This is a genomic window from Pseudonocardia sp. HH130630-07 (assembly GCF_001698125.1).
Lineage (GTDB): Bacteria > Actinomycetota > Actinomycetes > Mycobacteriales > Pseudonocardiaceae > Pseudonocardia.
In genome coordinates, this window is sequence record NZ_CP013854.1 from 3,704,811 (window position 1) to 3,727,285 (window position 22,475).

The following is a 22,475-nucleotide window of genomic DNA, read 5'->3' on the forward strand; positions in this document are numbered from 1 at the left end:
TCGCTAAGTGATTTAGTCACCTTATGAGCACCGGGACGACGCTGTCCGAGCGACTGGCCGACGACATCCTGCAGATCATCCGGGACGAGGGTCTGGCCCCGGGTGACCAGCTGGCGTCGTCCCGGGAACTCGCGAAGCGGTTCGAGGTCACCACCCCGACCCTGCGCGAGGCGTTGCGCCGGCTGGAGGCCACCGGCGCGGTGGAGTTCCGGCACGGCTCCGGCACCTACGTCGGTGCCGGTGTGGACCGGCGGTTGCTGGCGAACCCGCACCGCCCGTCCAGCACTCCGGGCAGCGTGCTCGAACTGGTCGAGGCCCGGCTCGTCGTGGAGCCGTCGATCGCCGCGGCCGCCGCCCGCACCCGGGACGCGGCCGGGCTCCGGATGCTCACCGACAGCGTCACCAACGCGCTGCACCCGCCCCGGGGCGAGCTCCGGCCGGCGGTGCACTTCCACGTCGCGCTGGCCGCGGCCACCGGCAACACCCTGCTGCGGGAGACCGTCGAGGCCCTGCTGCACGTACGGGCGTCGGACCAGATCCAGATCCGGCACCGCTACGACGACCGTGCCCGCGACCACGCCGAGCACGTCGAGCTGGTCGAGGCGATCCGGGACGGCGACCCCGTCCGCGCCGAACAGCTCACCCGCAGTCACCTGGAATCGATCGCCGAGGCGGTGCGCGCATGACCACCCTGAAACTCGCCGAGATGACGACCGTCGAGGCCGCCGCGGCCGTCGTGGACAGCCCGGTGGTGGTCCTCCCGGCCGGGGCCTTCGAGCAGCACGGTCCGGGGATGCCGATGGCGACCGACCTGATCCGGGCCGAGGCGGTCACCGAGCAGGTCGTCGCCCGGCTGGACGGCGGCGCGGTCGTCGGCCCGTCGCTGCCGGTCGGCGTCTCGCCGCACCACCTGGAGTTCGCCGGCACGGTCAGCCTGAGCACGGCGACCTTCGCCGCGGTGCTGCGGGACTACGTCGAGAGCCTCTACCGGCACGGCTGGCGCAAGATCCTGGTGGTGACCGGGCACGGCGGTAACGACGCCACGCTCGGCACCGTGGCCCAGGACCTGCTCGTCACCCACCCCGACCTGCAGTTCGCCTGGAGCCCGCTCACCCCGCTCGCCGGTGGTGCGCTCTCCGGTGTGCCGCGGTGCGAGGTCACCGGGCACAGCGGCGAGGCCGAGACGGCGCAGATGCTCGCGGTCGCACCCGACCTGGTGCACACCGAGCGGCTCACGCCCGGCACCACCGAGCTGACCCAGCTCGACGCCCGCGGCGCGGTCGCCCGCCGGACCGGCGGCCCGAAGCTCACGCTGCGCTACGACCAGCTGACCGACAACGGGGTCCTCGGCGACCCGACCCGGGCCGACGCCGAGTACGGCGCGGCGATCGTCGAGGCGATCGTCCAGAACATCACCGAGTTCATTCAGGCGTGGATCAAGGCCTGATCCCGCCTCCTTCAGCACGATAGCGGTTCCGCACGAGCGGTGGCCTCTCCGGCCTCCGTAGCCCTCACCTGCCCGAACACCTCCGGCAGGGACGTTCACCGGCCGTCGATGACGCCGTCCGAAGGGAATCAGCAATGTTCGGAACGACACGATCGCGGCGCCTGTCCGGCGCGCTCGCGACCACGGCCGTGGCCGTGGCGCTGGCCGCCGCAGGTACCGGTACGGCGCTCGCCACGCCGCCCCCGGCCCCGCCGGGCGGCGGCCCCGGCCCGGCCGCTCCGTCGGCGGGGTGCGGCACGGACGCCCCGCACCTGCCCGGCATCAGCGCGCAGTACGAGGTCCCGCAGACGGAACCGAACGAGCCGGAGACCAAGCGGCGCTACCAGCTCTTCGTCCCGGAGGACTACGACCCGGCCCGCCCGCTGCCGGTGGTCCTGGCCTTCCACGGCCGCACCAGCAACGGCGCCGAGGTCGAGAACTACACCGGCCTGTCGAAGCTCCCGGCGATCGTCGTCTACCTGGAGGGCGCGGAGTCGGCGAAGACGAAGGCCCAGAGCTGGCAGGGCGCGCCCTACTCCGAGGCCGGCGTCGACGACGTCGCCTACACCGCGACCGTCCTCGACCAGGTGGAGGCCGCGACCTGCGCGGACACCAACCGGGTCTACGCCACCGGCAAGTCCAACGGCGGCGGCTTCACCGAGATCCTGGCCTGCCGGATGTCGGACCGGATCGCGGCGATCGCGCCGGTCGCGGCGGCGTTCTACCGCACCGGTGAGCCGGAGTGTGCGCCCGGCCGCCCGGTCCCGGTGATCGAGTTCCACGGCACGGCGGACACCACCGTCCCCTACGCCGGCGGCGGCGCCGAGAAGCCGACCCCGCCGATCATGGACTGGGTGAACGGCTGGGTCGCGCGCAACCAGTGCGCCCCCGAGCCCGCCACGAAGCGGATCGAGCCGGACATCACCGTGTCGAACTGGTCGAACTGTGCGGACGGCGCCGACGTCGAGCACGTCGTCGTGGACAACGGCGGCCACACCTGGCCCGGCAACCGCGCCTACTCCGGCGGCGGCTACGCCACCCAGACGATCCGGGCCACCGACGTGATGTGGGAGTTCCTGTCCCACCGGACGCTGGGCGGCCCGGCGTGAGCGAGCAGGCGGGCGGGACCCGCACCCCGGAGGCACCCGAGCCCGGCCGTGGCGGCGGGGCCGACGACACCAAGCTGCCCTGGCTGATCCGGGCGATGGGCGTCGTCGAGCGCGTCGGCAACGCCCTGCCGCACCCGTTCTGGCTGTTCTGGGTGCTCTCGGCGATCCTCGGCGTGATCAGCGCGATCATGGCCGCGGCCGGCGTCACCGTCGTCAACCCGGAGGGGGAGACGGTCACGGTCCGGAACCTGCTCTCCGGTGACGGGCTGGCGAACGCCCTCGAGAGCATGATCGACAACTTCGCGTCGTTCCCGCCGATGGCCACGATCGTCACCGTGATCATGGGTGTGGCGGTCGCCGAGCGCACCGGTCTGCTCGCCGCGGCGATGCGGGCCGGCGTGGCCCGCGTCCCGGCGTCGCTGGTCGTGTTCGCGGTCGCGTTCGCCGGCACCGTCGCGCACGTCGCGTCGGCGGCGGCCTACATCATCCTGGTGCCGCTGGGCGGGCTCGCGTTCCGCGCCGTCGGCCGCTCGCCGATCCTCGGCATCGTCGTCGCCTACACGGCGATCGCGTCCGGCTACGACGCGAGCCCGATCCCGACGCCGAACGACGCGATCTTCGCCGGCATCGCCACCGCCGCCGCGCAGATCGTCGATCCCGAGTACGTCGTGTCGCCGGTGAGCAACTGGTTCTTCAACATCGTGTCCTCGATCGTCCTCGCGACGATCATCACGCTGATGACGCGGCTGGTGCTCAGCAAGCGCCCCGACCTGGACGTCGACCCGGACGCCCCGGACGACGACGTCGCCGGCCTGCACGTGAGCGCCGCCGAGCGGTCCGGGCTGATCCGGGCCGGGCTGGTGCTGCTGGCGGCTGCGGTCGTGCTGACCGCGATCATCCTGCCGGAGTCCTCGCCGCTGCGCGGAGAGGGCGGCAGCATCGTCGAGTCGCCGTTCATCGAGGGCATCGGCGCGGTGATCGCGTTCCTGTTCGGGATGATGGGCATCGTCTACGGCCTGCGGGTCGGGACGATCACCAAGGCGTCCGACGTGCCGAAGCTGATGACCGAGGGCATCAAGCAGATGGCCCCGGTGCTGGCGCTGTTCTTCGCGATCGCCCAGTTCCTGGCCTACTTCGAGTGGTCGCACATCGGGGACGTGATCTCGGTGCTGTCCGCGGACGCCCTGCGGACCACCGGCGTGCCGATCCCGGTGATCTTCCTGATGGTCCTGCTGCTGCTCAGCGTGGTGAACGTGATGATCACCAGCGGCTCGGCGATGTGGGCCATCGCGGCACCGGTGATCATCCCGATGCTGATGCTGGTGGACGTGCCGCCGGAGACCACCCAGGCGTTGTTCCGGATCGCCGACTCCGGCTCGACCGCGATCACCCCGATGAGCCCGTACTTCGTGATGGCGCTGGGCTTCCTGCAGCGCTACCGCAAGGACGCCGGGATCGGGACGCTCGCGTCCTACACGCTGCCGCTGGCGATCGCCATGACCACGGTGTGGACGGCGCTGTTCTTCGCCTGGTGGGCACTGGGCATCCCGCTCGGCCCGGGCGCACCCGTCCGCTGACCGCACGTTCCACGACCCGTTCTGGAGGGGACATGACCACCGTCGACACCATCAAGGACACCCTGGTCTCCGCGGTGTTCGTCGAGGTCGCACCGGCCGACATGGGCCTGGACGACAGCATGCGCGACGTCTTCGGGCTCGACTCGCTCGGCTTCGTCGAGCTGCGGGCCCAGTGCGAGGAGGTCTTCGGGATCGAGATCGGCGACGACGACTTCACCCCGGAGAACTTCGCGACCATCCGGAGTCTCGCGGGTCTCGTCGAGCGGCGCACGGCGGCGGTCGGCAGCGGCGGATGACCGCGGACCGCGGCGCCGGTGACGAGGTCGTCGTCACCGGCATGGCCTGGACGACGCCGCTCGGGAGCGATCTCGACGACGTCTGGCGGCGGCTGCTCCGCGGCGAGCACGGGTTCGTCCGGAGCGAGCTGTCCGTCGAGGTCCGCAACGACGCGGCCGCGCTCGTCACCGAGGTCGACCCGGCGCTCCCGCCGGGGGAGCGGCTGCACCGGATCGCCGTGCCGGCGGTGCGGCGGGCGCTCGGCGACGCCGGCCTCGACGGGGCCGACCCGCGGGCCGCGTTCGTCCTGGCGACGAGCTACGGCGACCACCTGGACAGCGGCGACACGACGTCGCTGTCCGGGTGGGCCGGTGCCGTCACCGCCGCCGTCGGTCATCCGCACGAACCGGTGTCGGTCGCCACGGCCTGCTCGGCCGGGTCCGACGCGCTCGTCGTCGGTGCCGCGCTGGTCCGCAGCGGCCGGTACCCGGTCGTGGTCTGCGTGGGCGCCGACGTCGTGACCGACGTCAAGCGGCTCGGCCACTCCGGGCTCGGCACCATGTCGCGGGACGCGTTGCGCGCCTTCGACACCGGGCGGTCCGGGATGCTGCTGGGTGAGGGGGCGGGGGTCGTCGTCCTGGAGTCCGCGGGATCGGCCAGGGACCGTGCGGCGCGCCGGTACGCGGTGCTGCGCGGGACCGGATCGGCCAACGACGCCTCCGGCATGACCGCCCCGGACCCCAGCGGCCGCAGCGTCCACCGGGCCGTCGAACGGTGTCTCGACGACGCCGGGCTGACCCCGGCCGCGGTGTCGGTGGTGTCCGCGCACGGCACCGGTACCGCACTGAACGACCAGGTCGAGGCGGCGTCGCTCGGCGCGCTGTTCGGCGGCGTGGCGGACCCGCCGCCGGTGTTCGGCACCAAGGGGGCGCTGGGGCACTCGCTCGGTGCCTGCGGGGTGATCGAGGCGATCTCGGTCGTGCTGGCACTGGCCTCGGGCCGGGTGCCACCGGTCCGTGGCCTGCGCGAGCCGCTCCCCGACGTGCGGGGCCTGGTCCCGGTCGCGGCCCGCTCGGTGAACGGCACGGGCACCGGCTCCGCCGGGCTGTCCCTGACGCTCGGTTTCGGCGGCTTCAACACCGCGCTCGCCCTCTCCGTCTGAAAGGTCGTCGATGCACTCGTTCGGACTGTCGGCCCGCACCACGGACGATCCCGGTACGCACGCCCGCAACGCTCCGTCGCTCTACGCGGACCCGGTGGCCTGGCTGCTGTGCGAGGTCACCGGGCAGGCGCTGGCCGGATGCCCGGACGACGTGCTGCACCACACCGACGAGGTCGGCCATCTCGCCGTGAGCGACCACGGCACGCTGGACACGATGCGCGCGCTCGCCCGCTCCGGGCGGCGCGGGCGGGTCTCGCCGCTGCGTTTCGCCGGGGCGAACCCCGGGTCGCTGGCCGGGCTCGCCTGCCTGCGGTGGGGGCTGCGCGGACCCACCATGATGCTGGCGATGCCGCCGTCGCCGGCGGGACCGGCGGCCGTCGCGGTGGCGCAGCGGTGGCTGGACACGGGGCAGGCGCGCCACGTCGTGCTCGCCACGCACACCGTGCGCGACGGCGTGCACGAGGCCCGGTGCGCGGTGCTCGCCCGCGACGCGGTCGCCGGCACGACGCCGCTGGACTGGGCGGACGTCGCGGGCGGGGCCCCGGTGACCGTCCGATGAGCACGACGGCCGCGGTACCCGCCCCCTGCACCTTCGACGCGGTCGACCGGCTGCTCGCCGACGCCGTCGACCTGGCCCCGTCGGCCGAGGAGTTCCCCGGGCTCGCCGCCGTCGTCGCCGACCTGGCCGGGGTCGGGCTGCGGCCCGGCACCCCGGTCGCGATCGCGCTGTCCAACGGCCGCCCGCTGCTCGCGCACTGGTTCGCCGCGGTCCTGCTCGGGCTGGTGCCGGTCGCGGTGCCGCCGTCGACGCCGTCGGCCCGGATCCGCGACCTCGCCGTCGAGCTGGGCGTCGAGGCGCTGGTGGCGGCGCGGCCGGACCCGGCCCGGTTCGGCGCGCGGCGCCACACCGCGGTCGGCACCGAGCGGCTGGTCCGCCTCGACGGCCCGGAACGCCCGGTCCCGGCCTGCGAGCCGGGGGAGGTGCTGCTGCTGACGTCGGGGACCTCCGGCCGGTCGACCGCGTGCGTGCACCGGTACGAGTCGCTCGCGCGCAACGCCGCCTGGCACTGCGACTCGGTCGGGCTGGACCGCACCGACACCGTGCTCGTGTCGCTGCCGCTGTACTACTCGTACGCGATCGTCGCCCAGGCACTCGCGGCGCTGCACACCGGCGCCCGGCTCGTCCTCGACGGGCCGCCGTTCGCGCCCGCGCCGTACCGCACCGTGCTGCAGAAGCACGACGTCACCCAGTCCTCGGTGACCCCGACGATCGTGCGCCGGCTGCTCGACGACGGGGAACCGCTCCCGGCCGGGCTCCGGTCGGTGACGGTCGGCGGCGACCAGCTCGCGGCCGTGCACGTCGCCGGGCTGGTCCGGATGGACCCGGGCCGCCGCGTCTACGCCACCTACGGGCTGACCGAGGCCGGCCCGCGGGTCACCACCCTCGCCGCGCACGCCGAACCGGCGGCGCGCTGGGGTTCGGTCGGCGTCCCGGTCGGGGACGTGCGCACCGAGCTGCGGGCCGCCGCTGGACCCGGCGGCCCGCAGCGGTGCACCGGAACCGGCGAGCTGGTCGTGCACACCGACACCGCGTTGCTGCGCACGGCCGGTCCGGTCGGGCGGGACCCGCTGGCCGCTCCGGGCGTCGTCGCGACCGGGGACCTGTTCCACCGCGACGACGCCGGCTACCTCTACTTCGACGGGCGGCGCTCGGAGTTCGTCGTCGTCGGCGGGGAGAAGGTCTCGCTGCGCACCCTGCGCCACGCCGCCCAGTCGCTGCCCGGCGTCGTCCGGGCCGAGGCCGTGCCGGCCGAGGAGGGCGGCGACGTCGTCGTCGATCTCGTCGTCGACGTCGCGGGGCCGGACGCACCCGGCCCGGCCCAGGTCACGACCGGTCTGGCGCCGCTGCTCACCCGCGTCGAGCGGCCCCGCAGGGTCTCCGTCCGCCGCGCCGACACCGAGGGGTTCCGGAAATGACGAGCACCACCGACGTCCCGAGGCTGTACTGCGTCCCGCACGCGGGCGGCACGGCGGGCGCGTTCCGGCGGTGGGCCGCCGCGTTCGGCACCGACGTGGCCGAGGTGGTCCCGCTGGAGCTGCCGGGCCGCGGCAGGCGGGCCCGCGAACCCTTCGCCGAGACGGTGCAGGACGCGGCGGCCGTCCTGGCCGGGGAGATCGCCGGGGACCTCGACCGTCCGGGCGGGTACGTGCTGCTCGGGCACTGCATGGGTGCGTTGGTCGCGTTCGAGATGGCCCGCCGGCTCGAGGCCGACGGCGCCCGGCCCGCCGAGCTGCTGCTGGTGTCCGGGCGGAACCCGCCGCACCTGCAGACCGAGTGGGGGCTGCGGGTCGCCCCGCTGCCCGACGACGAGCTGTTCGCCGAACTGCAGGCGGTCGGCGGCGTGCCGCCGGGCCTGAGCCGGGCGATGGCCGGCGACTTCCTCCCGATGATCCGCGCCGACCAGCGCATGGTGCACCGCTACGACGCCGGCTGGACCGACCGCCGGGTCACCCCGCCGGTCCTGGTCCTCGGCGGCCGCGACGACACGATGACCGACGGGGCCCTGCTCGGCGGCTGGTCGGCCTACACCCGCGGCGGGTGCACCGTCGCCACCCTCGCCGGTGGGCACTACTTCCTCTACGAGCACGCGGCCGCGGTGCGCGAGCTCCTTGTCCGGCTGCGCGGGGTCCCGGCATGAGGTACCGCCACCTCGGGCGGACCGGCGTCCGGGTCAGCCCGCTCTGCCTCGGCACGCTGATGCTGGGTGCGTGGGGGGCCAACGACGCCGCGGCCTCGACCCGGATCATCGACCGGGCGCTGGACTCCGGGATCAACTTCGTCGACACCGCCGACTCCTACTCCCGCGGGGAGACCGAGCGGATCCTCGGCGACGCGCTGGCCCGCCCGGGCCGCCGGGACCGGGTCGTGCTCGCGACGAAGGTCCACTCCCCGATGGGCGTCGACCCGAACGCGCGCGGCAACTCCCGCCGCTGGATCGTCACGGCCGTCGAGGACAGCCTGCGCCGGCTCCGGACCGACCGGATCGACGTCTACCAGGTCCACCGGTCCGATCCGCACACCGACATCGAGGAGACCCTGGACGCGCTGACGGACCTGGTCCGGGCGGGCAAGGTGCGCTACATCGGCTCGTCGACGTTCCCGGCGCACCGGATCGTCGAGGCGCAGTGGGCCGCGCAGCAGCCCGGCCGCTCCCGGTTCGTGCTGGAGCAGCCGCCGTACTCGTTGCTGGCCCGCGAGATCGAGGCCGACGTGCTGCCGGTCTGCGCGCAGTACGACATGGGCGTCGCGGTCTGGAGCCCGCTGGCCGGGGGCTGGCTGTCCGGCCGCTACCGGGCCGGTGCCGAGCCGGAGACCTCGGGGCGCGCCGCCCGCTGGGCCGCCCGTTACGACATGGCCCGTCCGGAGAACCGGCGCAAGCTCGACATCGTCACCCGGCTCGCCGAGCTGGCCGACGAGGCCGGACTCTCGCTGGTGCACCTGGCGCTCGGGTTCGTGCTGAGCCACCGGGCCGTCACCTCGGCGATCATCGGCCCGCGCACCCTCGAGCACCTCACCGGCCAGCTCGGGGCCGCCGACCTGCAGCTGTCCGCGGACGTGCTCGACCGGATCGACGCGATCGTCCCGCCGGGGACGACCCCGAACCCGGCCGACGGCGGCTGGCGCGCGCCGGAGCTGGACGACCCGTCCCTGCGCCGGAGGGCCTGAGCCGTGCCCGGGACGATCCCCGCCGACCTGCTCGACCCGGCCACCGGCGTCCTGCTGCGGTCGTTCGGCTCCGACGGAACGGACGCCAGGGTGGGCTTCGCGCTCTCCGGCACCGATCCCGTGCACCGGGTCTCCGACCGGTGCGCGGGCGATCCGGTGCTGTTCGCGCAGTACGTCCGGCAGACCGGGCTCGCGCTCGTGCACCTGGGCGAGGGGGTGCCGTTCACCCACCAGGTCGCGCCCGCCTGGCTCCGCTTCGACGCCACCGTGGCACCCGGCGGACCGGCCGGGGACGCGGCCGGGGAGCCGGTCACGGCGGTGACCACCCGGGTCGAGGTCGAACGCCGCCGCGGCCAGGTCACCGGCATCGGCTACGACCTCGTCCTGCTCCGGGGCGGGCGGACGATCGGTACCGGAGGGGCCCGGCTGAACGTGCTCTCGCCGGCCGTCCTGCGGTTCGTGCGAGGGCGGAACCCGGCGCCGGACACCGGTCCCGCCCCGGGCACCGGCTCGGCGCCGGACGCCGGGAGCGACCCGTGCCGGGTCGTCCCCACCGGACCCGCCAGCTGGGACGTCGAGCTCGATCCGGGGACGCTGCTCGTGTCCGGTCACCGCGCCGACCACGTGCCCGGCACGGTCCTCGTCGCCGTGGCCGGGCGGTTGGCCGCACCCGGCGGGACCGGCATCCGCAGCATGGACGCGGAGTTCTACGCCTACACCGGCGTGGGGCGCACGGTGACCGCGGTCGTCGAGCGGTCCGACGTCGGGGCGACCGTGGTCCTCGGGCACGGCAGCACCGAGACCTGCCGGGTGTCCGTCCTGCTCGATGCCTGACCCGGTCCCGGCCCGCGGCTGGATCGGCCGGTTCGGGTTGCTCGCCCTCGTCTGGGGGCTGACCTTCGGGTTCGTGAAGCTCGGCCTGGCAGGGTTCGCCGCCCCGGTCGTGTCGTTCGGCCGGGTCGCCTTCGGGGCGATCGCGGTGCTCGCCGTCGTGCTGGTGACCGGGTCGCGGATCCCCACCGGCGCCGGACTGTGGCTGCGGCTGGCGGTGGCGGCGCTGCTGCTCAACACGGTCCCCTTCACCCTGTTCGCCTACGCCGGGGAGCGGATCCCGTCGGCCCTGGTCAGCATCTGCAACGCGAGCACGCCGCTGTTCACCCTGCTGGTCGCGCTCGTCGCGCTGCCCGCGGAACGCCCCTCACCGCGCCGGGTGCTGGGCCTGGGCGTCGGCTTCTGCGGGGTGCTCGTCGTGTTCGGCGTGTGGCGGGTGGGCAGCGGGGACACCGCGGGGATGGCGATGGCCGTCGGTGCCGCGGCGAGCATGGGTGCCGGGTGGGCGTTCGTCCGGCGGTTCCTGACCGGGTCCGGGCACCCGGACCTGTCCCTGGCCGGGATCCAGCTGCTCCTCGGCGCGGTCCAGCTGGCCGTGCTCGCCCCGCTGCTGACGCCGCTGCCGACGGCGTTCCCGATCGGCCCGGTGCTCGCGGTCGTCGCACTGGGGGTCGTGGGCACCGGGCTGGCGTTCGCCCTGCAGTACGGCCTGGTGCGCGACGCCGGGGCGACGGTCGCGTCGACCGTCACCTACGTCGTCCCGGTGGTCGCGACGGTGGCCGGGGTCGCGCTGCTCGGCGAGCGGCTGTCCTGGAACCAGCCCCTGGGCGCCGCGGTGATCCTCGCCGGCGCCGCGCTGCTCCGGCCGGCGTCCCCGCGCACCGTCCGGGTGTGACGCGGGCCACTCCGGCCTTGAGTGTGCCGTGGCGGCACGGCTTCTCCTGGTTCTCACGCAGCGAGGCCCACCACGCAGCGACGACACGGGAGGACGAGATGAACGCGACGAGCACCCACCCCGCCCAGTACCGGGACGACGCACCCACCGAGCAGCTGCCGGTCGTCGGCGCGGCGCCCCGCCCCACCGGCCCCGCCGGTCCTGCGGCGAAGCCCGCGACCTCGGCGTCGGCGGCGTCGATGCTCGACCAGATGGGCGGCCCGATGGGGTTCGTCTACTCCACGGTCGCGGTCGTCGTGTTCGCCGCCGCGAACGCGTTCCTGCCGCTGCCGGTGACCGCCTCGATCGCGATCGGCGCGGCGCTGCTGCTGACGGTGTTCCGGCTGGTCCGCGGGGAGCGGTTCTCCTCGGCGGTCGGCGGCCTGATCGGGGTCGGCGTGGCGGTCGGTCTGGTGGCCTGGACCGGGTCGGCGAAGGACTTCTTCGCGATCGGGATCTGGGCGGCGCTGGCCGGGTTCGTGGTCACGGCGGTGTCGGTGCTGGCCCGCCGGCCGGTGACCGGGCTGATCTGGAACGCGGTGCACGGCAACACCCATGACTGGCGTGCCGACCGGCCGAGCCTGCGGGCCCACGACATCGCGACGCTGGCCGCGGCCGCGGTGTTCGGCGCCCGGTTCGTGGTGCAGTACTGGCTGTACGCGATCGACACCACCGGTGGTCTGGCGATCGCGCGGGTGGCGATGGGTACCCCGCTGACGATCGTGGGTGCGCTGGTCGTGGTGTGGGCGTTCCGCCGGACGAGCAAGCGGCTGCTGCCCCGGTCCTGATCCCCTTCTTCCGCGGCGCCCGTCCTCCGTTCCCGGAGGGCGGGCGCCGTTGTCCTGTCCGGGGATGCCGCCGGTCGAGGATCCGGGAGGGACGTTCGCGCGGAATCGCTGAGCAGGTAAGCGATGTGGCTGATGAACACTGGTCGCGGGACCGGGCGGAGTGGTGGTGGGCGCCGCCCCGGGACGAGGACTTCTCCCGAGAACGACTGACCGGGTAAGCGATTCGGCACGACAGAAGGTGCCCGCGCCGTGGGCCGAGGACCGCTCCCGATGAGGAGTCCGGCGCCGGGACGGTCCGCGTCATCGAAATTCGCTTACCCGGTCAGCGATTCTGGACGAGGGAGCACCATCGAGCCGCAGAGCTGCGCCGGGTCACGCGACGAGCGCGCGCGGGGGTCGTGCGCGGGGTGGCACGTGGAGTGCGCGCGGGCGCTCGTGGCGGTTCAGTCGGTGCGGTGCGCCCCGGCCGGGGTCTCGGCGCCGGACTCGTGCAGGACGCGGTGGATCTCCTCGCGGACCCGCTGCAGGCGCTCGACGGTCGCGGCCAGATCGGTGTCGATGCCCCGTACGGCGTTCTCGACGATCTCACGCGTACTCCGTGCCACGAGGACACCTCACTTCTCCGGGGTCGGCCGGCACCCCACGTACCGGCCGCTCCAGTGAAAACCGTGCCGTCGGGGCATGGTCAAGCCCGTCTTCTCCGTCGGCCCGCGGCCCGGCGTGCCGGTCGGCGGGCCGCTACCGTGCACCCGTGACCGCCGCCGAAACCGGATCCACCATCACCGTGCTGGTCGTGGACGACGACCCGGTCGTCCGCTTCGGACTGACCATGATGCTGCGCGGGGCGCCCGACCTCACCGTGGTCGCCGAGGGCGGCGACGGCGCGGAGGCGCTGGAGCTGGCCGAACGGCACTCCCCGGACGTCGTTCTCATGGACATCCGGATGCCCGGGACCGACGGGCTCACCGCGACCGAGAAGCTGCGGAGCCGTCCGGGTGCGCCGCAGGTCGTCGTGCTCACCACCTTCGACGCCGACGCGCACGTCCTGCGGGCGCTGCGCGCCGGTGCGGCCGGGTTCCTGCTGAAGGACACCCCGCCGGACGAGCTGGTCGTCGCGATCCGGCACGCGGCGCAGGGCCGGCCGGTGCTGTCGCCGGAGGTCACGCGGCGGCTCATGGACCGGGTCGCCGGTTCCGAGCAGGACACGGCCCGGGAGGCCGCCCGGCGTCGGCTCGGGCTGCTCGCCGACCGGGAGCGCACGATCGCGCTCGAGCTGGGGGCCGGGCGGTCCAACGCCGAGATCGCCACCCGCCACCATCTCGGCATCGCCACGGTGAAGACGCACGTCTCGGCGATCCTCACCAAGCTCGACCTCAACAACCGCGTGCAGGTGGCCCTCCTGGTGCACGACGCCGGGCTCGACATCCCCGAGTGAGGGCCGGCGTCAGTCGGTCCAGCCGTGGTCCGCGGCGATCCGGTGGGCGTCCTGGCGCGAGGTCGCGTCCAGCTTGGTGACGATCGCCGCCAGGTGGTTGCGGACGGTCCCGGCGGACAGGTGCAGGCGGCGCGCGACCGTCGCGACCGGTGTGTCCGGCCCGGCGGTGCGAAGGACCTCCAGCTCGCGGGGCGAGAGCGGGCACGGCGGGGCGGCGAGCGCGTCCGCGGCGAGCGCCGGGTCGACGTAGCGGTGCCCCGCCCGGACCCGGCGCACGACGTCGGCCAGCACCGACCCCGGAGCGCCCTTGGGCACGAAGCCGCGCGCACCGGCGGCGAGCGCCCGCTGCAGGTGCGCCGGGCGGCCGTGCCCGGTCAGGATGACGACGGCGCAGCCGGGCGACACCGTCGCGATCTCCCGGGCGACGGCGAGGCCGTCGATCCCCGGCATCTGCAGGTCGACGACCGCGACGTCCGGCCGGTGGGCGCGGACCGCGTCGACGGCGGACGGCCCGTCCCCGGCCTGCGCGACGACGGCGATGTCCGGCTCCAGCTCCAGCAACGCCGCGATCCCGGCGCGGATCAGCTCCTCGTCGTCGGCGAGCAGGACCCGGATCGGGCCGGTCACGGCGCGGGGACCGAGGCGCGCAGCACGAAGACGTCGCCGTCGAGGCCGGTGTCGAGCCGCCCGCCGAGCGCGCCGAGGCGGGCGGCGAGCCCGTGCAGGCCCGAGCTGTACCGGTCCGGGCCAGGGGACGTTCCGAGCGGCGCGGCGGCACCGTCGTTGCTGATCCGCAGCTCGGTGCCGTCGTCGCCGTCCACGACGGAGATGGTGCACCAGCGGGCCCTGCTGTGTCGCAGGACGTTCGTCGCCGCCTCGCGCAGCGTCGCCGCCAGTGCCGTGCCGGTCTCGGCGGGCAGCCCGGTGGCCGGCTCGCCGGACAGCGTGGTCCGCACCCCCGAGGCCCGCAGCACCCCGGCGACCGCGGTCAGCTCGGCGGCGAGGTCCGCGGTGCGCCGGCCGTGCACGACCCGGCGCATCTCGCCGAGCGCGTGCGCGGCCAGCCCGCGTGCCTGCTCGGCGTGCTCCGCCGCCGCACCGGGATCGGTGTGCGCGGTGCGCGCGGCGAGCTCGGCCTGCAGACCGATCACCGTGAGGTGGTGCCCCAGGACGTCGTGGACGTCGGCCGCCAGCCGCAGCCGTTCCTCGGCCGCGGCCAGCCGCACCGCGGCGTCCCGGCCGGTCTGGGCCGCGACGACCAGCTGCCACAACCGCAACGGCAGCAGGTGCACGAGCAGCAGCACCGCCGCGGCGAGCACGGTCAGGACCGCGTAGGGCACGGCGGCCGCCGCGACCCACTGCCCGACCGCCACCGACACCCCGGTCACGACGGCCGCGGCCGTGAGCCCCGCCCGCCACCCCAGCAGCAGCGGCGCGGACCCGGCGAGCCCCGCGGCGACCCAGGCCCAGGTCATCCACCCCTGTGCCGCCCCGGCCGGTGCCAGCAGCGGCACCGAGGCGACCGCCGCCACGGCGAGCACCCCGACGGCGACCGGTGCGCCGGGCCGCGCCCCGGATCCCGGCTCGCTGCGGCAGAGCCCGACACCCAGCGCCACCAGCAGGACCAGCAACGTCACCGTGCCGGTGACCACCCGGACCGGGTCCGGCTCGCGCAGCAGCCCGACACCGGCCGCGGCCGTGGTCATCAGCGCCGCGGACACCACCGTGACCAGCGCGACCGGGCGGGTCCACCGGTCCGGGCCGCCGGGGTCGAACGTGCTGGTCATCGCCGTCGCCTCCGGGACCGTGCTGGTGGACGGGCACCATCCTGGCCCCGATCCTGCACGACGGGGGCGTGCACCGTGCACGGTGCGACCGTGCGGATCGCCGGTCTCCGGCCGCGCCCCGGCACCGCACGCTCCCCGGGTACCGCACAGAGCACCGGGATCCGAGGAGCGCGCCATGGCCACCGTCCACGACCACCACCTCCGGCACACCACACCGGCCCACCTCGGCCGGGTCCTGCGGTCCACGCACCGGTGGCCCGCACTGCTGGGCGCCGCGCTGGCTGTCGCGGTGGCGGGGCCCGGTCCGGACGCGCTCCCCGCGCTGGCCGTCGCCGCGTTCGTCTACCTGGGAGCGGCAGCGCTGGGCCGGCCGGGAGCGTCGTGGCCGCTGCTGGTGGCCGGCATGGGCATCCTCGTCGGTGCCCGGTTCGTGCCGGGCCTGGATCCGGTGGTGGCGCTGCTGGTCGCGGGTGGTGCCGTCGGCGTCGCCGGAGCGGTCGCCCGGCCCGTCGCCGGCCGCTCGGCCGGGGTGGCCCGGCAGGCCGCGATGCTGCTGGTCGTCGTCGCGATCGCGGGGGCCGCCACCGTGGTCGCGCCGGTGTGGGCCGGGGTGCTCGTCGCGACCGGTCTGCTCGCGCACGCCGGCTGGGACGTCTGGCACCACGTCACGATGCGCACGGTGTCCCGGTCGCTGTCGGAGTTCTGCGCCGTGCTGGACGCCGTGCTCGCCGTGCTCGTCCTGGTGGCGACGTTCGCCTGAGCGCGACCGGCGGCCCGGATCAGCCCCCGGCGGTGTCGTGTGCCAGGTCGTGGAACCGGGCCCGTACGGCGACGACGCCGGTGCCCTCCCGGCTCACGTGCACCCGGTTGGTGAGCAGCACGTACCACCGGCGCGTGTCCGGGTCGACGAACAGCGAGGTGCCGGTGAACCCGGTGTGGCCGAACGTGCGCGGGCCGACCCGGCCGCCGGCGACCGGCTCCGCCGGGTCGTTGTTCTGCCAGCCGCGGCTGCGCGCCGGTGACGGGCTGTCGGTCCGGATCATCGCGGCCAGCGCGGCGGGGGACATCAGGACGCGGTCGTCGAGGGTGCGGACCAGGGCCCGGCCGACGGCCGCGACGTCGTCGAGGGTGCCGAACAACCCGGCGTGCCCGGCCGGGCGGCCCAGGACCACGGCGTTCTCGTCGTGCACCTGGCCCTGCACCACCCGCCCCCGCCACGCGCACCGCTCGGTCGCGACGACCGGCACCCCGGGGCCGGGGGCGAAGGTGAGGCCCCGGGCCCCGGCCGGCCCGGCGACCAGGTCGGTGACCAGCTCGTCCAGCGGTGCGCCGGTCGCCGCCTCGAGCATCAGGCCGATCAGGATGAACCCCTGCGAGCTGTAGTCGACCTGCGTGCCGGGGCGGTGCGCGAGCGGCAGCTCCGCGACGGCCCGCAGCAGCGCCTCCCGGGTGCCGTGCTCGCGCCAGAGCGGGACCCGGCCGGGCAGCCCGGAGGTGTGCAGCAGGAGCTGCGCCAGGGTCGCGTCCGCCGCGGGGGTTCCGCGGTGCGCGGGGAGCAGCCGGGCGACGGTGTCGTCGTCGGCCAGCGCACCACGCTCCACCAGCACGGCCGCGGCCAGCGCGACCAGCGGTTTGGTCACCGAGGCCAGGTCGAACAGCTCGGTCCCGTCCAGCGGGGCCGCATCGATCCCGTCGCCGGCCCCGGTGACCTCGGGGAGGTCCGGCCAGGCCCGGGTGCCGAGCGTGCCCCGGACCCGGTGCCCGTCGGCGTCGCCGACGGCCCAGGCCGCGGCCGAGAACACCCCGTCCGCGCGGGCGCCGGCCAGGAGATCGGTCAGGGCTCCGCCGGGCGCCCTCACGCGTGCCGCCGCTGCGGTCCGGCGGTGGAGCGCGCCCGCAGCACCGACGACGTCGTCGCGGCCGTCTCGGCGACCAGCGGCCCGAGCCGCTCGACGGCGGCGTCGGCGAGGGTGAACGCGGTGCCGGACACCCCGATCGCGCCGATCACCCCGCCGGTGCCGTCGAGCACCGGTGCGGCGATCGAGCGGACACCGTCGGTGTCGTCGCGCACCGTCACCGGTGGCGGGTCCCCGGGCCCGGTGGCCAGCACGGCGCTCCCGAACGCGGTGTCGCCGACCGGCGCCGTGTGGCCGGGCCGGGCCGGCAGGCCGTACGGATCGGTCGACTCCAGCGAGTCGACGGTGACCACCTGGTCGGCGAACCGCTGCACGAAGTGCGCGGACAGCCCGCTCGCCGCCCGCAGGCGTTCCAGCCCCTGCCGGATCACCGGGCGCCGCGGGTCCTCGGCGAGCGCGGCGGCGGCGATCCCGAGGAACCGGGGCCCGATCGTGTAGCAGCCACCCGGGGCGGTGACGACGAACCCGGACTCCACCAGGTTGCGCAGCATCCGGTGCACGGTGGCCTTCGCCAGCCCGGTAGCGGCGGCCAGGTCGACGATGCGGTGCGGCCCGGGAGCGTGCGCGAGCGCGGTGAGGACGTCCAGCACCTTGGTCGCGGCCGAGCGGGCACCACGGTCGTCGTTCATGGGCCGGATACTACCCGGCGGACGACCCGTTTCCTGCAGCGGAACGGTGCAATCGTCAGTCGGAACTGCTGTATTGGGCAGCGACACACGTCCCGTCGACCAGAGGAGGTGCCGTGACCGACCCGTCATCGGGGCCGAGCCGGCGCGCGCTGCTCCGTGGCATCGCGGCCGCCGTGCCGCTGCTCGCGCTCGGCCCGGCGCTCACGGCCTGCGCGCCGGCCGCCGACCGGCCGCCCACCCGCCTGCTGCGGGTCTCGCAGGCCTCGGACCCGCGCTCCATGGACCCGCACAAGGTGGCCGACATCGTCTCGATGAACGCCCTGATCAACGTGTTCGACTGCCTCACCGAGCGGACCGCCGACAACCGGCTCGGGCCGCGGCTGGCGACCTCGTGGACGGCGGTCACCGACACCCGGTGGCGGTTCACGCTGCGTCGCGGCGTCCGGTTCCACAACGGCGAGGTGTTCGACGCCCGCGCGGTGGCGTTCAGCATCGAGCGGCTGCTCGACCCGGCGACGGCGTCGCCGATCGTCGAGCTGCGCTACGTGACCGGGGTCGAGATCGTCGACGACCACACCGTCGACATCGTGACCGACCGGCCGGACCCGGTGCTGCCGGCGAAGCTGTCGTTGTTCGGCGGGGTCGTCGTCCCCCCTGGCTACCTGCGGGAGGTGGGGGAGGAGGGGTTCGCCGCGGCCCCGGTCGGCACCGGGCCGTTCCGCTTCACCGAGTGGCAGCGCTCGGTCGCGCTGCGGCTCACGGCGGTGCCCGACCACTGGGCCGGCCCGCCCGGGGTGGAGCGGTTGGAGCTGCAGACCATCTCCAACCCGGCGTCGGCGCTCGCCGCGCTGCAGAGCGACGCGGTCGACATGGTGACCGGTCTCAACCCGGACGCGGCCCTGCAGCTGCAGGGTTACCGGGGCATCGCCGTCGCCAACAGTCCCGGCATCCGGATGTCCTACCTGTCGCTGGACACCACCGACCCGGTGCTGTCGGACGTGCGGGTGCGTCGCGCGCTCAACCACGCGGTCGACGTGCCGCTGCTGATCGACGCCGTGCTCGACGGGAAGGCCCGCGAGGTCCCGACGATGATCCCGCGCGAGTCCTTCGGGTTCGACCCGGCCGTCGCGCCCTACTCCCGGGACCTGGAGCGGGCCCGCGCGCTGCTCGCCGAGGCCGGGCACCCGGACGGCTTCTCGACGACGCTGACGGCGTCGAGCGCGGACGCGATGGTCGCCCAGGCCGTCGCCGGGCTGCTGGCCAGGGCCGGGGTGCGCGCCGAGGTCGAGCTGCTCGACCCGAGCACCTACTCCTCCCGGCTGACCAGCGACAACCGCGGTGCGCTCGGCCCGGTGTACCTGGCGGCCACCACCGGCTGGACGCTCGACGGGCAGAGCCCGGTGCAGTCCAACGTCCGCAGCGACCGGCGGCAGAGCCGCTGGACCGACCCGCGGGCGGACGCGCTCATCGACCGCGAGGAGCTGTCGATCGACCCGGCCGCCCGGACCGCGGCGTTCGCCGAGCTGCAGGAGCTGCTGTCCGACGAGGCGCCGTTCGTCTTCCTGCACCAGCTCGACGCCGTCCTGATCACCAACGAGCGGGTGTCGTGGACCCCGAACGTCGTCGGCGTGCTGGCGATGGCGACCGCGGAGGTGCGCGATGGGTGAGATCGGCCCGCTGGCCCGCACGATCCTGGGCAAGCTCGGCTCGGCCGTGCTGGTCCTGTTCGTGGTGGCGACCGTGGCGTTCGGCCTGGTCCGGATCTCCGGTGACCCGCTGGCCCTGCTGCTGCCGCCGGACGCGAGCCCGGAGCAGGCGGCCGGGCTCGCCGCCGGACTGGGCCTGGACCGCCCGCTCTGGCAGCAGTACCTGTCCTACCTGGGCGGGCTGCTCCGGGGCGACCTCGGGACGTCGATCTTCTACGACCAGCCGGTGACGTCGCTGATCGCCGACCGGCTCCCGGCGACCGCCCTGCTCGCGGTGTCGGCGCTGCTGCTCGCGCTCGTCGTCGCGGTACCGGCCGGGATCGTCTCCGCGGTCCGGCGCGGCACCCGCACCGACAGCGCGATCGGCGTCGCGGTGCTGGTGGGGCAGTCGGTGCCCGCGTTCTGGACGGGCATCGTGCTGATCCTGCTGTTCGCGGTGTCGCTGCGGATCCTCCCGGCCGCCGGGTACGGCAGCGCGGCGAACCTCGTGCTGCCCGCGGTGACGCTGTCGATCTACTCGCTGGCCGTGATCGCGCGGCTGCTGCGCACCTCGCTGGTCGACGTGCTGTCCGCGGACTTCGTGCGCACCGCACGGGCCAAGGGGGCCGGGCCGACCCGGGTCGTCGTCGGGCACGCGCTGCGCAACGCGGCGCTCCCGGTGGTCACGGTGATCGGCCTGGAGCTGGGCTCGCTGCTCGGCGGCGCGATCCTCACCGAACAGGTCTTCAGCTGGCCCGGGATCGGCCGGCTCGCCGTCGAGGCGATCACCAACCGGGACTTCCCGCTCGTGCAGGGCACGGTCCTGTTCTTCGCGGTGGTGTTCGTGCTGGTGAACCTGCTGGTCGACCTCTCCTACTCCGTGCTCGACCCGAGAGTGAGGCTGCGCGCATGAGCGTCGTACCGGACGTCCCGGCCCGCCCGTCGCTGCTGCGCAGGATGTGCGGCACCCGGCTCGCGGTGCCCGCACTCGTCGTCCTCGGGCTGGTCGTGCTGGCCGCGGCGCTGGCCGACGTCATCGCGCCGTGGGACCCGAACGCCCAGGACCTGCTGGTCCGGCTGCAGCCCCCGGGACCGGGCGGCGGGCACCCGCTCGGCACGGACGCGCTCGGCCGCGACGTGCTGAGCAGGCTGATCCACGGGGCCAGGGTCTCGCTGCTGGTCGGGATCGCCGCGGCACTGGTCTCCGGCGTCGCCGGGGCGGTCGTCGGGCTGGTCGCCGGTGCCCGTGGCGGCCGGACCGACCGGATCCTGATGGGTCTGGCCGACGTCCAGCTCGCCTTCCCCGGCGTGCTCGTCGCGCTGGCCGTGGTCGCCTTCGTCGGCAACGGGCTCTGGATCGTGATCGCCGTGCTCGGCGTGACGAACTGGGTGTCCTACGCCCGCGTCGTCCGGTCGTCGGTGCTGTCGCTGCGCGAGCGGGAGTTCGTGCTGGGCGCCAGGGCGATCGGCGTCGGCCCGGTGACGATCATGCGGCGGCACCTGCTGCCGAACGTGATGGCACCGCTGGCCACCGTCGCCACGCTCAACGTCGCCGCCGCGATCCTCGCCGAGTCCGCGCTGAGCTTCCTCGGCCTCGGCGTCCCCGCATCGGTGCCGACCTGGGGCTTGATGCTCAGCGAGGGCCAGCTCTACCTGGGTACCGCGTGGTGGATCGCGGTGTTCCCGGGGCTGGCGCTGCTGTGCACCGCGCTGGCCGTGAACGTCACCGGCGACGCGCTGCGCGGCGCCACCGACCCGAAGGTGTACCGCCGATGACCGACGCCGTGACCGACCGCGAGCCCGTCCTGGACGTGCGGGACCTGCACGTCGACTTCGCGCTGGGGCAGCGCACCGTGCACGCGGTGCGCGGGGTGGACCTGCAGGTGCACCGCGGCGAGGTGCTCGCCGTGGTGGGCGAGTCCGGCAGCGGCAAGAGCGCCACCGCGCTGTCGGTGCTCGGACTCAACCCGGTGCCGCCGGCGCGCTACCCGGCCGGCCGGATCGGGTTCGGGGGCCGGGACCTGCTGACGCTGTCCGAGCCGGAGCTGCGCACGGTACGCGGCGGCGAGATCGCGATGATCTTCCAGGACCCGATGACCTGCCTCAACCCGGTCACCCGGGTCGGCCGCCAGATCGAGGAGGTCTGCCTGCTGCACCGCGGCGGGCGGCCCGGGTCGCACCGGGCCGAGGTGCTCGCCGCACTGGCCGCGGCCGGGATCGGCGACCCGGAACAGCGCATCGACCAGTACCCGCACCAGCTCTCCGGCGGGCTGCGCCAGCGCGTGATGATCGCGATGGCGCTGGTCGCGCAGCCCCGGCTGCTGATCGCCGACGAACCGACGACGGCGCTCGACGTGACCGTGCAGGCCCAGATCCTCGACGTCCTCGACCGGCTCCGCGCCGAGCGCGACATGGCGATCCTGCTGATCACCCACGACCTCGGTGTCGTCGCCGGGGTGGCCGACCGGGTCGTCGTCATGCGGCACGGGCAGGTGGTCGAGCACGGCACCGTCGACGACGTGTTCGGCGCGCCGGCGCACCCCTACACCCGGCAGCTGCTCGCCGCCACGCCCCGGCTGCACCCGGCCGACACCCCGCGGGAGGACACCGCATGAGCACCCCCACGGCCACCGCCCCGCTGGTCCGGGCCCGGGGCCTGCGCAAGGAGTACCCGCGGCGCGGCACGACCCCGTTCGTCGCCGTCGACGACGTCGACCTGGAGGTGCACCCGGGGGAGACCCTGGCCGTGGTCGGTGAGTCCGGCTCCGGCAAGACCACCCTGACCCGGCTGCTGCTCGGCCTGCTCGAACCGACCGCGGGGACCGTCGAGATCGGCGGGCGGGACGTCGCCGGGCTGGACCGGGCGGGCCGGGCCGCCCTCCGGCGTTCGGTGCAGGTCGTGTTCCAGGACCCGTACTCCAGCATGAACCCGCGGATGCGGGTCCTCGACGTCGTCGCCGAGCCGCTGGTCACGCACCTGCCCGAGCTGCGCGGACGCCGGGGCCGCGACGCCCGCGCCGAGCGGGTCGCCGAGCTGCTGGCCGGGGTCGGGCTGGAACCGGAGATGGCGCAGCGCTACCCGCACGAGTTCTCCGGCGGGCAGCGCCAGCGCATCTCGATCGCGCGGGCGCTG

At 75.0% G+C, this 22,475-nt stretch carries 24 protein-coding genes and 1 pseudogene; 20 read left to right on the top strand and 5 right to left on the bottom strand.

What is annotated here, in order from left to right; genetic code table 11:
* Nucleotides 1-23 precede the first annotated feature (23 nt).
* The 13 genes from AFB00_RS17595 (at nucleotide 24) to AFB00_RS17655 (ending at nucleotide 11,890) form a co-directional block, all read left to right on the top strand.
* Entirely contained in the window at nucleotides 24-686 is a 663-nt protein-coding gene (locus AFB00_RS17595; RefSeq protein WP_068798141.1) for a FadR/GntR family transcriptional regulator, read from the top strand.
* On the top strand, nucleotides 683-1,447 hold the full coding sequence (locus AFB00_RS17600) for a creatininase family protein (protein WP_068798142.1): 765 nt from the start codon (nucleotides 683-685) through the stop codon (nucleotides 1,445-1,447). Before AFB00_RS17595 ends, AFB00_RS17600 begins: the two co-directional genes overlap by 4 nt.
* A 134-nt stretch (nucleotides 1,448-1,581) precedes the next feature.
* The gene (locus tag AFB00_RS17605; RefSeq protein ID WP_068798143.1) at nucleotides 1,582-2,595 is read left to right on the top strand and encodes an alpha/beta hydrolase family esterase; all 1,014 of its coding nucleotides are present in this window, start codon (nucleotides 1,582-1,584) and stop codon (nucleotides 2,593-2,595) included.
* A 95-nt stretch (nucleotides 2,596-2,690) separates the two neighbouring features.
* On the top strand, nucleotides 2,691-4,172 hold the full coding sequence (locus AFB00_RS17610; RefSeq protein WP_083276072.1) for an AbgT family transporter: 1,482 nt from the start codon (nucleotides 2,691-2,693) through the stop codon (nucleotides 4,170-4,172).
* A 32-nt stretch (nucleotides 4,173-4,204) separates the two neighbouring features.
* Entirely contained in the window at nucleotides 4,205-4,468 is a 264-nt protein-coding gene (locus AFB00_RS17615) for an acyl carrier protein (protein WP_068798144.1), read from the top strand.
* The gene (locus AFB00_RS17620; RefSeq protein ID WP_068798145.1) at nucleotides 4,465-5,610 is read left to right on the top strand and encodes a beta-ketoacyl synthase N-terminal-like domain-containing protein; all 1,146 of its coding nucleotides are present in this window, start codon (nucleotides 4,465-4,467) and stop codon (nucleotides 5,608-5,610) included. The genes AFB00_RS17615 and AFB00_RS17620 overlap by 4 nt, the downstream gene beginning before the upstream one ends.
* Before the next feature lie 10 nt (nucleotides 5,611-5,620).
* A complete protein-coding gene (locus AFB00_RS17625) occupies nucleotides 5,621-6,169 on the top strand; it encodes a beta-ketoacyl synthase N-terminal-like domain-containing protein (RefSeq protein ID WP_068798146.1) in 549 nt (182 codons plus the stop codon).
* Complete coding sequence (locus AFB00_RS17630) at nucleotides 6,166-7,587, top strand: class I adenylate-forming enzyme family protein (RefSeq protein WP_068798147.1); 1,422 nt, start codon at nucleotides 6,166-6,168, stop codon at nucleotides 7,585-7,587. The genes AFB00_RS17625 and AFB00_RS17630 overlap by 4 nt, the downstream gene beginning before the upstream one ends.
* A complete protein-coding gene (locus AFB00_RS17635; protein WP_068798148.1) occupies nucleotides 7,584-8,309 on the top strand; it encodes a thioesterase II family protein in 726 nt (241 codons plus the stop codon). The genes AFB00_RS17630 and AFB00_RS17635 overlap by 4 nt, the downstream gene beginning before the upstream one ends.
* Nucleotides 8,306-9,337 (top strand): aldo/keto reductase, encoded by a 1,032-nt coding sequence (locus AFB00_RS17640; protein ID WP_068798149.1) that lies wholly within the window; start codon nucleotides 8,306-8,308, stop codon nucleotides 9,335-9,337. The genes AFB00_RS17635 and AFB00_RS17640 overlap by 4 nt, the downstream gene beginning before the upstream one ends.
* A gap of 3 nt (nucleotides 9,338-9,340) precedes the next feature.
* Nucleotides 9,341-10,171 carry a hypothetical protein gene (locus AFB00_RS17645; RefSeq protein WP_068798150.1) on the top strand — a complete coding sequence of 277 codons (831 nt, stop codon included), beginning with the start codon at nucleotides 9,341-9,343 and terminating at the stop codon, nucleotides 10,169-10,171.
* The gene (locus tag AFB00_RS17650; protein ID WP_068798151.1) at nucleotides 10,164-11,063 is read left to right on the top strand and encodes a DMT family transporter; all 900 of its coding nucleotides are present in this window, start codon (nucleotides 10,164-10,166) and stop codon (nucleotides 11,061-11,063) included. The genes AFB00_RS17645 and AFB00_RS17650 overlap by 8 nt, the downstream gene beginning before the upstream one ends.
* Before the next feature lie 98 nt (nucleotides 11,064-11,161).
* Nucleotides 11,162-11,890: a DUF3159 domain-containing protein gene (locus tag AFB00_RS17655; protein WP_083275608.1), complete on the top strand. Its 729-nt coding sequence runs from the start codon at nucleotides 11,162-11,164 to the stop codon at nucleotides 11,888-11,890.
* A 443-nt stretch (nucleotides 11,891-12,333) separates the two neighbouring features.
* Here the strand turns inward: AFB00_RS17655 and AFB00_RS33370 are convergent, their stop codons facing one another.
* Complete coding sequence (locus tag AFB00_RS33370; RefSeq protein ID WP_156819609.1) at nucleotides 12,334-12,495, bottom strand: hypothetical protein; 162 nt, start codon at nucleotides 12,493-12,495, stop codon at nucleotides 12,334-12,336.
* A gap of 224 nt (nucleotides 12,496-12,719) precedes the next feature.
* Between AFB00_RS33370 and AFB00_RS17660 the strand changes: the two genes are divergently transcribed.
* Complete coding sequence (locus AFB00_RS17660; RefSeq protein ID WP_231974456.1) at nucleotides 12,720-13,325, top strand: response regulator; 606 nt, start codon at nucleotides 12,720-12,722, stop codon at nucleotides 13,323-13,325.
* 9 nt (nucleotides 13,326-13,334) lie between these two features.
* Here the strand turns inward: AFB00_RS17660 and AFB00_RS17665 are convergent, their stop codons facing one another.
* Together AFB00_RS17665 and AFB00_RS17670 are read right to left on the bottom strand one after the other, a co-directional pair.
* Nucleotides 13,335-13,952, bottom strand: coding sequence for a response regulator transcription factor (locus tag AFB00_RS17665; RefSeq protein WP_068798153.1), 618 nt, complete (start codon nucleotides 13,950-13,952; stop codon nucleotides 13,335-13,337).
* Nucleotides 13,949-15,112 (bottom strand): sensor histidine kinase, encoded by a 1,164-nt coding sequence (locus AFB00_RS17670; protein WP_068798154.1) that lies wholly within the window; start codon nucleotides 15,110-15,112, stop codon nucleotides 13,949-13,951. The genes AFB00_RS17665 and AFB00_RS17670 overlap by 4 nt, the downstream gene beginning before the upstream one ends.
* A gap of 175 nt (nucleotides 15,113-15,287) precedes the next feature.
* Between AFB00_RS17670 and AFB00_RS17675 the strand changes: the two genes are divergently transcribed.
* Nucleotides 15,288-15,872, top strand: coding sequence for a hypothetical protein (locus AFB00_RS17675; RefSeq protein ID WP_068798155.1), 585 nt, complete (start codon nucleotides 15,288-15,290; stop codon nucleotides 15,870-15,872).
* Nucleotides 15,873-15,891: 19 nt separating this feature from the next.
* On the opposite strand, the gene AFB00_RS17680 is transcribed toward AFB00_RS17675, so the two are convergent.
* Nucleotides 15,892-16,971 carry a serine hydrolase domain-containing protein gene (locus tag AFB00_RS17680; protein WP_068798156.1) on the bottom strand — a complete coding sequence of 360 codons (1,080 nt, stop codon included), beginning with the start codon at nucleotides 16,969-16,971 and terminating at the stop codon, nucleotides 15,892-15,894.
* Complete coding sequence (locus AFB00_RS17685) at nucleotides 16,968-17,657, bottom strand: IclR family transcriptional regulator (RefSeq protein WP_068798157.1); 690 nt, start codon at nucleotides 17,655-17,657, stop codon at nucleotides 16,968-16,970. The genes AFB00_RS17680 and AFB00_RS17685 overlap by 4 nt, the downstream gene beginning before the upstream one ends.
* Before the next feature lie 113 nt (nucleotides 17,658-17,770).
* On the opposite strand from AFB00_RS17685, the gene AFB00_RS17690 reads away from it, so the two are divergent.
* From AFB00_RS17690 to AFB00_RS34950, 5 genes and pseudogenes are all read left to right on the top strand, one after another.
* Entirely contained in the window at nucleotides 17,771-19,324 is a 1,554-nt protein-coding gene (locus tag AFB00_RS17690; protein ID WP_197519576.1) for an ABC transporter substrate-binding protein, read from the top strand.
* Complete coding sequence (locus AFB00_RS17695; protein WP_068798158.1) at nucleotides 19,317-20,255, top strand: ABC transporter permease; 939 nt, start codon at nucleotides 19,317-19,319, stop codon at nucleotides 20,253-20,255. The genes AFB00_RS17690 and AFB00_RS17695 overlap by 8 nt, the downstream gene beginning before the upstream one ends.
* A complete protein-coding gene (locus AFB00_RS17700) occupies nucleotides 20,252-21,118 on the top strand; it encodes an ABC transporter permease (protein WP_068798159.1) in 867 nt (288 codons plus the stop codon). The genes AFB00_RS17695 and AFB00_RS17700 overlap by 4 nt, the downstream gene beginning before the upstream one ends.
* A complete protein-coding gene (locus tag AFB00_RS17705) occupies nucleotides 21,115-21,957 on the top strand; it encodes an ATP-binding cassette domain-containing protein (protein WP_068798160.1) in 843 nt (280 codons plus the stop codon). The genes AFB00_RS17700 and AFB00_RS17705 overlap by 4 nt, the downstream gene beginning before the upstream one ends.
* A pseudogene (locus AFB00_RS34950) lies at nucleotides 21,954-22,457 on the top strand (ATP-binding cassette domain-containing protein); the annotation flags it as partial. The gene AFB00_RS17705 and the pseudogene AFB00_RS34950, both read left to right, overlap by 4 nt.
* Nucleotides 22,458-22,475: the final 18 nt, after the last annotated feature.